Below are 8440 nucleotides of genomic sequence, written 5' to 3'. Positions count from 1 at the left end.
GAGGTGGAAACGCCAGAGGCTTACCTATCGCTATTCGGCCAGATACCCAACTTTGACAAGCTGATCGCCACCATCCGAAGCCGTGAAATCTCGGCTTCTATTATTTTGCAAAGCCAGTCACAGTTAAAGGCCATCTACAAGGACGCTGCGGAAATCATTTCCGATAACTGCGACTGCACGCTTTTTCTTAGTGGGCGGGGCAAGAACGCCAAGGAAATCTCTGACGTGCTGGGCAAAGAAACCATCGACAGCTACAACCAGAGCGAAAACCGGGGCGCACAGACCTCTCACGGATTGAATTATCAGAAGTTAGGAAAGGAGTTGGTGCCACTTGTAGAAAAACTGCTGCAACGTGCCAAACAAAAAGGTGAAATCCATTTCGATGATTTGCAGGCCGCCGCGACATTTTGCGTATATGGGCAGCTTGGTATTCTACTGGCAGACGATCTTACACAAGAAGATAAATCCAAACGGATTCGTGAATTTCTCATATTTGCACTTCACCTTTGAGATGATCCCCCGTTTTGGGACGGGGGATTTTCAAAAAGCAGGAAATGAATAGCTTTCATTCAACTAAGCGTGCCGCAAACAGCGGTGCTTATTTTGGGCTTCAATATGAATGTTGTTCATTCATTATCTATGGAAAGGATAGACTATTTATGCCAACGAAAATTGATTTTATAGGTGGTAACACAAAGCGTTGCCTTATGGCAATGGCGCTGCCGATGATTGCCGCCATGTTCCTTAATATGATGTATAACCTTGTAGACAGTCTGTGGATCGGAAATCTGCTCGGTGAAACGGCCTATGCCGCTTTAACAAATTCTACCCCTATCATTTTAATTTTGACTTCTGTTGCAATGGGAGCAACAAACGGTGTGTCTATTTTGATCTCCCAAGCCATTGGTGCAAAGGATAAGAAAAAGGCCGAAAGTTTGATAGCCACATCGTTCTGCGTAGCAGTGACATTTTCCCTACTTGTCACCATTTTGCTTGAAATTTTTCTTCCGGGAATTTTGAAAGCCTTGAACACTCCTGCCGAAACTTATGATATGGCATACAGCTATTTGGCAATTTATATCCTTGGCTATCTGGCAGTTTACCTCTACTTGTATTTCACTGCGGTTTTGCGTAGCTTTGGTAATTCCATGTTTCAGGCTGTTGCAATGCTGGTATCAACCATTTTGAACGCCGTCTTTGATCCTGTTTTTATTCATTTCATCGGGTTTCATGGTGCCGCGATTGCGACATTGCTTTCACAGATGATTTGCCTGCTGTTTATGCTGACCTATCTGAAAAAGAAAAAGTTATTTACATTCAAAATCTCTGCTTTTAATTGCAGTGATGTCCTGCTGCTGATTCAAAAAGCAATTCCCTCTGTAATTCAGCAAAGTATTCCAGCAATCAGCACAACTTCCCTTACGGCACTCGTTAGTACATATAGTGTAACGGCAATAGCGGCTTATGGGGTAACGGGAAAACTGGAAACTATCCTGTTCTATCCGGCTATGGCTCTGAACATGGTTTTAACTACAATCATCGGCCAATGCGCTGGTGGAGCGCGATATGATCGAGCAAAAGACTATTTGAAATGCGCTTTGGGATATGGGTGTGGCCTGCTTGTGATCCTCTCTGTTCTGGTGGTTGGATTTTCCAAACAGCTTTCCGGCCTGTTCGTCAGGAGCAGCGATGTCGCGGTCATTGTCGGTACATATTTCCTGATTGTCAGCATCGGGTATGTTCTCAACACAGTCACAAACTGTTATTTGGGTGCGCTTAACGGCATGGGAAAACCGTCAATAAGTATGTTCTTGATGATTTTCTATTATATCGTGGTTCGGATGCCTTTGGCCTATTTGCTATCTTATTTGGGATTTGGCCTAAACGGGATTTGGGTTGCGGTACTGGTTAGTCATATAGTAGCCAGTCTTGCAGCTACTATGACGGGGACAGTTCTTATAAGGAAGAAAGGAAACATTAAAGCGTAACGACTTCTTTCGGACATAATATGTTGAAATAGCTGCCGGACGACGGCAAAGAAAAAAAGCCGTCGCCCAGTAGCCCTTTTGACGCGCCCATACGACCAACGGCGGCTTTGAGTAATCAAGGCCGCCGCTTCTCTTTGCCCGGCACAGGATCGGCGGCCCACGGAGGGAGCCGCCATGCTGATATGTCCTGTTTTTCAAAGGCATAGCTTGTTAAAAAAAGCCTATACCCAACAGGGGGCAGCTCCGGCCAACAGTATGAACTATACAATGTAAATAAACTTCATATTGCTTTCATTTTCGCTCGGTGGGTCTACGACCTGTCGGGCGAATTTTGTCATTTCTGCGGTTTCAAATTTGCTCTGGAAGTTTTTCAAAAAAAAGTCCAAAAAGGAGGCGTGCAGCGGGCAGCAAAGGGTATCGCAGGATTAGTAGTAGCGGAAAGGGAGAGAACCACCCAATCCCCCAACAGAAAGGGGGTGAAAATGATGGAAGCTATCCCCCGCGACTATGGACAAGGCCAGTTCGATGCCTTTTGCAAAAAAGTGTTGAAGAATGAGGCACGGGCTTATCTGCGGAATATGAAGCGTCAAAGAGATCGTGAAACGACGTTCAGCGACCTGCCGCAGCATGAGTTGGACAAGCTCTGCACCGTAGACCGCTACCCCAGCGACAGCTTTGTATTTAGCTCTCATGGGTACGATTTACATATCGACAACGAGCTTGTGGCCGACGCTTTTGCCAACCTGCCGCAACAGGAACAAAGCATTTTGATCCTGTACTGCGTACTGGATATGGCAGACGGCGAGATCGCCAGCCTCACAGGGATGTCCCGCAGCGCCGTCCAGCGCCACAGGACAAAGACACTGAAAGAGTTGCGTGTAAAATTGATGGCGCTCATGCCGGAAGGAGGTTGACGCGGATGAAAGAACCTGCCTACAAAGGCAAAGAGCCTTTGCCCCTTTCAGTGTATGTGTCCGCCCGTGCAGGCGATCCCCAAGCCGTAGAACGGTTGCTTCGGTACTATGACAATTACATGAATTGTCTGTGTACCCGGACGCTCTATGACGAGGACGGCTATCCTCATTTGTGTGTGGACGAGTACATGAAACGGTGCTTAGAAATCAGGTTGATCCAAGCTATCGTTAAAGTTTAACGATAACCGCCCGGCTGGATGCAGCGGCTTACCCTTTCCCCGCCAGCAAAAGGTCTGTGGCGTCACAGTTCCTTGACAAAAATGCCCGCAAGATAACGGCGGCGCATCATAGGGCAGCGGACACATTCTGCAACTTCCGCATCGGCGTGGTGCGCCATGACCTCATATCTTATGAGAGAGCGAGAACCACCGGGCCGAGGGCAAGGCAGCTCTTAAACAGCGGAGGTAGCGACAATGATACTCCCTTATAGCTAAACGAAGCTCCGTTTTTTCCGGGGTTTCCAAGTCCGAGCGTTAAAAGCGTCGCAGGCAATAGGTAGGGCCGCGTGAGAACCACGCGGGGGTGAAATTCCCGTGGAGCTGCGCCAACAGCCGTCCGTACTGCCCATTTCGTTTTACACCAATGTAAGCGAAAGGGGGATTACTGTATGAGTACAGTAACAAGTCAGAACCAGACCGCCCCCGTAGTACGTCAGTACGAGATCGGAGGCGTTCGATATATTGTGAAAGCGACCGTCAAAGACGGCGCGAAAGAAACCGCAGTCAAGAAAATCCGTCGGCTGCTTCAAAATGATTTGAGCAAGGCAGCCACTTAAAAATTAAAGATTTTTTCATTTCCTACAAGCAGACGGATGGGGCATGATATGGTATAATATACTTGTATCATGCCTCGTTTTCCGGCTGCGGAATAGGAGGAACTTATGAGCAAACAGCCGGAAATGGTGATTGCACGGAACTCCCGTGCGACACGGAATAACGATACTACTTTGAACCTTGACAATCAAATGTACCAACAGCCAGTCACTTCCTTTCAGCGCGTATCCAACGACGCGCCGTTGAGCGAGGAAACCAAGACGGCCATCCAAAACACGGTGCTGCAATTCTATGTCCACAGCCAGCCGCAGGAGGAAGCCGAGGGCATTACCGCCTGCTATGAGCGTCTTTCCCAAGAAGATAAGCTGGACGGCGAGAGCAACAGTATCAGCAACCAGAAGCGGATTTTGGAAAAGTATTGCCGGGATCACGGCTATACAGCCATCCGCCACTACGACGAGGACGACGGATATTCGGGAACCAACTTCAACCGGCCCGGATTCCAGAGGATGCTTGCCGACATCAAGGCGGGCAAGATCAAGCGCGTTGTCGTTAAGGATATGAGCCGGTTCGGGCGTAACTATCTGCAAGTCGGGATGTATACGGAAATGCTGTTTCCAGAGTACGGCGTCCACTTTATTGCCGTCAATGACGGTGTGGACAGTGTGCGCGGGGACAGCGAATTTACCGCCATCCGCAACGTATTCAATGAAATGTACGCCAAGGACACCAGCAAGAAAATCCGGGCAACGTGGCAATCCAAAGGACGCTCCGGCGAACACCTTACCACTATCCCGCCTTATGGGTACAAGAAAGACCCGGAGAACAAGAAGCGGTGGATCGTGGATGAAGAAGCTGCCGCTGTTGTCCAAAAGATTTTTGCACTGTGCATGGACGGCATGGGGCCGACGCAAATTGCAAAATGGCTCCAAGAAAATAAAGTTCTTTCGCCTGTTGCTTACTGCTACGAAAACGACTTGCCGACAACATCTAAACGGCCAACTGACCCTTATAAATGGGCAACAAAGACGGTAGTACATATTTTGGAACGCCTTGACTATTTGGGCCATACGGTCAACTTCAAAACTTCCAAGCAATCGTTCAAGAGCAAGAAAGTATTATGGAATGATCCGGCGGATTGGGTGATCTTTGAGAACACACAGGAACCTATTATTGAGGAAAGCGTGTTTCTGATCGTCCAGAAAATCCGACAAGGCCGCCGCCGTCCCACTAAGATGGGCGACATGGGTATGTTCTCCGGCCTACTGTTCTGTGCGGATTGCGGCGGAAAGATGTACTTGTGCAGAGCCAATCACTTCAAACCTGAACAGGAATATTACCTTTGCTCAACTTACCGTAAAGACCGCACTTTATGTTCGACCCATTCTATCCGGCGCGTTGTCCTTGAAGAAATCGTGCTGCGAAACCTGCGGGAAGCCATTCAGTATGTGACGCAGTATGAGGACGACTTTGTGCAGCGGGCCGCAGATCAAAGCCTGCGGGAACGGGATAAGGAGCTGGCACAAAAGAAAGATACTCTGGCGCAATCGCAAAAGCGGATTGCCGAGCTGGATGTTATCATCAAGCGACTGTATGAGGATAACATTTCCGGCAAGCTCTCCGACGAGCGTTTCATCAAACTGTCCCGTGACTATGAGCTGGAACAGACCAACCTTACAAATCTTGTCGAACATCTTCGGCAGGAAGTCAAGGAACAGGAGAAGCAGAAAGTCAACGTCAGGCAGTTCATTGCAGCGGTCAGAAAGTACACCGATATGCAGCAGCTTGACGCTTCCATTCTCCGGGAGTTTGTGGATAAAATTTATATCTCCGAGGTTTACACGCCGGACGAGAACGAGCCGCGCATTAAGGTCAGAGAAATTGAGATTGTCTATAACTTCATTGGTGCATTTGATTTTGAGGAAGCAAGGGAGCAATCCCAAGCAGCCCAAAAAGAAAAGAAAACCGGCGTAGCCTAAACTACGCCGATTCTCTCACATAAATGTTTTCTTACGGAACCACGCCTTTTTCCAGTCCCTTTTTTCTTTCGTTTTGTCTCATTATTTCTTTCATTATTGTATACTTTTTCTATGCGTTTCGCAATCCATATGTTATACTATTGAGTAAAGGTATCTCAAGGAGGATTTTACAAATGAAAATAGCAGTAACATACGAAGGCGGATCTATTTTCCAGCACTTCGGAAAGACAGAAACTTTTAAAATGTATGAGGTAGAAGACGGAAAGATCACTTCCATGCAGATTGTTCATGCTGGCGGCGCCGGACACAGTGCGCTTGCAGGATTCCTTTCTGAGCAGAGTGCAAATGTTCTGATCTGTGGCGGTATCGGAGAAGGTGCACAAGAAGCGCTGAAAGAAGCCGGTATCAAAGTTATATCCGGTGCAGCAGGAGAAGTAGATGCGGCAGTGAATGCCTATCTTGCAGGAGAACTGGAATCTGCAGGTACAAATTGTGACCATCACCACGAAGAAGGTCATTCCTGCTGTGGACAGCATGAAGAAACAGCAACAGAAGAAGCTTCTGCTGAAGAAGAACATTCCTGTGGCGGACACTGCAGTGGATGCAGCGGATGTGGTGGCGCACATGTGCCGGATTTTGAAGGTCCGAATGTCGGAAAGACCTGCCGTACCCATTACAGAGGTACCTTTGATGATGGTACCCAGTTTGATTCTTCCTATGACCGCGGAGAGCCATTGGAATTTGTATGCGGAGCCGGACAGATGATCCATGGTTACGATAAAGCCGTTGCAACAATGGAAGTAGGACAGACCATCAACATCCATCTGATGCCGGAAGAAGCTTACGGCATGCCGGATCCACGCGCCATTTTCACGCTGGAAATCGCACAGCTTCCTGGATCAGAAGATTTGGAAGTCGGTGCACGTGCATATCTGACCAACCAGTATGGACAGCCATTCCCGGTAACCGTAACCGAAAAGACAGAAACCAACATCACATTTGATGCCAACCATGAGATGGCTGGAAAAGAACTGAACTTCCAGATCGAACTGGTAGAAGTAAAATAATAAATATGAAAAGTGATTTAAGCGCCCCTTTTATTTCGTCATAAAGGAGGCGCTTAAATACTAAGATTATATTTTTGAAAATCGATAATTTAGACAACGGAAGGGAGATTTGCCCGTGCTAGATTCAGAATTAAAAACATATCCATGGAATCCAACCGTAAAAAAGAAAGCCCGCCGCGTGTTCATGCTGAGATGGTTGTTCGTTATCCTGGCTGCCGCTGCAATCTTTTTTCTGACCTATCAGAAACTCACTACCAATGTCTGGGGACTTACGGCTTTCCTTTGCCAGCTTCTTGCCGTTATCGAACTTGCTTTCGGGCTCCAGTTTGTAGAAGCCGGATGGAGCAGAAAGATATCGAGTAGAATGCCACTGGACGAACACTATGAGTACACGCTTTATATGTATCATATACAATCTGTCCGCGATCTTGCTACGAATAACCGCATGCTGCTCCTGATTGCAAGCCTTGAAATCCAGCTTGGAAAATACGATCATGCTACACAGACAATTACACAGATTTCTGTTGGAAAATGCACACCAGTCCAGTTAAAACAGTTGTATTTTATGCAGATCTTACTGGCAGCAGAAGTGGGAGATACTGATACAAAAAATCAGTTTTTAACCCGTTATACAGGAATTCCTGACACAAACGGTGAATATCCATCTGAACCAGAACTTACCACCTGGATTGAAGCAGAAGAAATGGACAGACTTATTTCTGCATTAAAAAAATTTACTCCGACAAGAAAAGAGCATATCCTGCGTACCTGTCTGATTACAATCGTTCTGGCATACAGTACCTTTTTCTACGGTGCATGGTATGGTATCAATAAAAGCGCAGGATATGCAATCCGCTATTATTTTGCTGAAATATCCGCCATCTGCGTTTCCGTCACCTTGTCCTGCCTGCTGATCTGGGGCATGATCTGTCTGTATAAAAAGCAAAAAAGTCTCCTTAATAGGAAAGCAGCCAGACGAATAATTGCCATTTCTTATGCCGCACTGACTCTTTTCTTACTTTCTCTGATTGGTTACAGCTTTTTAATTGTGAGCTTTGGCGTAGAAGGAACGGAAACCGTAACCGGTCAAGATCAGCATTATATTTATCTTTCCGTACAGCCTGATTACGGCATCGCTACACAGTACAGAACTGATAACCTGATTTATATGCAAAAAACGGGTTTGTTTTTGCCGAATACAGACACTTTAACAGAATCCTCTGTACCGGATTCTGACCTGAATGATTCGGAAACACAAGATAGTAGTACCACTGATTCTACCGAAAATTCTCCGGCACAGGAATCCCAGAAAGCTTCACCGCTTCAGGACGAAATGCGTGCTGTGTATCAATATATCCAGCAACAGAATCCCCTTCCGGATATGAATTTCACTTACACGGCAAATGCAAGGGGAGAAAATTACGCGATCCTCTCTGAGACAACAGAAGAGAAGGATGGTACAACAGTAAATGTCAATTACTGTCTGTATGATAACGGTTCTAAGACAGATGAAAATAATAATACTTTCGAAGAATTGGTTCTGGAAAAGGTATATCCGGATGGTGGATATGAGACAGAACTGGTTGATTTCTATCTGGTAAATCCGGAGACTTTGGAAGTTATAGATGAGCAGAAATCAAGCTGGTAATTCTATTTATC

7 protein-coding genes and 1 pseudogene are annotated in these 8440 nt (G+C 46.6%); all 8 read left to right on the top strand.

Annotated features, from left to right (window positions below; translation table 11 throughout):
• Nucleotides 1-327: pseudogene (locus PG418_RS15845) on the top strand (TraG/TraD/VirD4 family protein); the annotation flags it as partial.
• 332 nt (nt 328-659) lie between these two features.
• A complete protein-coding gene (locus tag PG418_RS15840) occupies nt 660-1988 on the top strand; it encodes an MATE family efflux transporter (RefSeq protein WP_069988587.1) in 1329 nt (442 codons plus the stop codon).
• Between the two features lie 482 nt (nt 1989-2470).
• The gene (locus PG418_RS15835; protein ID WP_083256506.1) at nt 2471-2902 is read left to right on the top strand and encodes a sigma-70 family RNA polymerase sigma factor; all 432 of its coding nucleotides are present in this window, start codon (nt 2471-2473) and stop codon (nt 2900-2902) included.
• A gap of 5 nt (nt 2903-2907) precedes the next feature.
• Entirely contained in the window at nt 2908-3141 is a 234-nt protein-coding gene (locus PG418_RS15830; RefSeq protein WP_069988586.1) for a helix-turn-helix domain-containing protein, read from the top strand.
• A gap of 428 nt (nt 3142-3569) precedes the next feature.
• Nucleotides 3570-3737, top strand: coding sequence for a transposon-encoded TnpW family protein (locus PG418_RS15825; protein WP_083256431.1), 168 nt, complete (start codon nt 3570-3572; stop codon nt 3735-3737).
• 105 nt (nt 3738-3842) lie between these two features.
• Nucleotides 3843-5714, top strand: coding sequence for a recombinase family protein (locus tag PG418_RS15820; RefSeq protein WP_243138329.1), 1872 nt, complete (start codon nt 3843-3845; stop codon nt 5712-5714).
• A 173-nt stretch (nt 5715-5887) separates the two neighbouring features.
• Nucleotides 5888-6781: a NifB/NifX family molybdenum-iron cluster-binding protein gene (locus tag PG418_RS15815; protein ID WP_008370312.1), complete on the top strand. Its 894-nt coding sequence runs from the start codon at nt 5888-5890 to the stop codon at nt 6779-6781.
• Between the two features lie 115 nt (nt 6782-6896).
• Complete coding sequence (locus PG418_RS15810) at nt 6897-8429, top strand: hypothetical protein (RefSeq protein ID WP_498837680.1); 1533 nt, start codon at nt 6897-6899, stop codon at nt 8427-8429.
• The last annotated feature ends 11 nt before the right edge of the window (nt 8430-8440 follow it).

The organism is Bariatricus sp. TF06-38A (assembly GCF_027690675.1).
In the GTDB taxonomy this organism is placed as follows: domain Bacteria; phylum Bacillota; class Clostridia; order Lachnospirales; family Lachnospiraceae; genus Allocoprococcus; species Allocoprococcus comes.
The sequence above is the reverse complement of the archived record's forward strand: the minus strand, read 5'-3'. Positions and strand labels throughout refer to the sequence as shown.

Bases quoted from the DNA above. Each gene is read 5' to 3' on its own strand.
- PG418_RS15840 (WP_069988587.1), top strand. From the start codon at position 660: ATGCCAACGAAAATTGATTTTATAGGTGGTAACACAAAGCGTTGCCTT.
- PG418_RS15835 (WP_083256506.1), top strand. From the start codon at position 2,471: ATGATGGAAGCTATCCCCCGCGACTATGGACAAGGCCAGTTCGATGCC.
- PG418_RS15830 (WP_069988586.1), top strand. From the start codon at position 2,908: ATGAAAGAACCTGCCTACAAAGGCAAAGAGCCTTTGCCCCTTTCAGTG.
- PG418_RS15825 (WP_083256431.1), top strand. From the start codon at position 3,570: ATGAGTACAGTAACAAGTCAGAACCAGACCGCCCCCGTAGTACGTCAG.
- PG418_RS15820 (WP_243138329.1), top strand. From the start codon at position 3,843: ATGAGCAAACAGCCGGAAATGGTGATTGCACGGAACTCCCGTGCGACA.
- PG418_RS15815 (WP_008370312.1), top strand. From the start codon at position 5,888: ATGAAAATAGCAGTAACATACGAAGGCGGATCTATTTTCCAGCACTTC.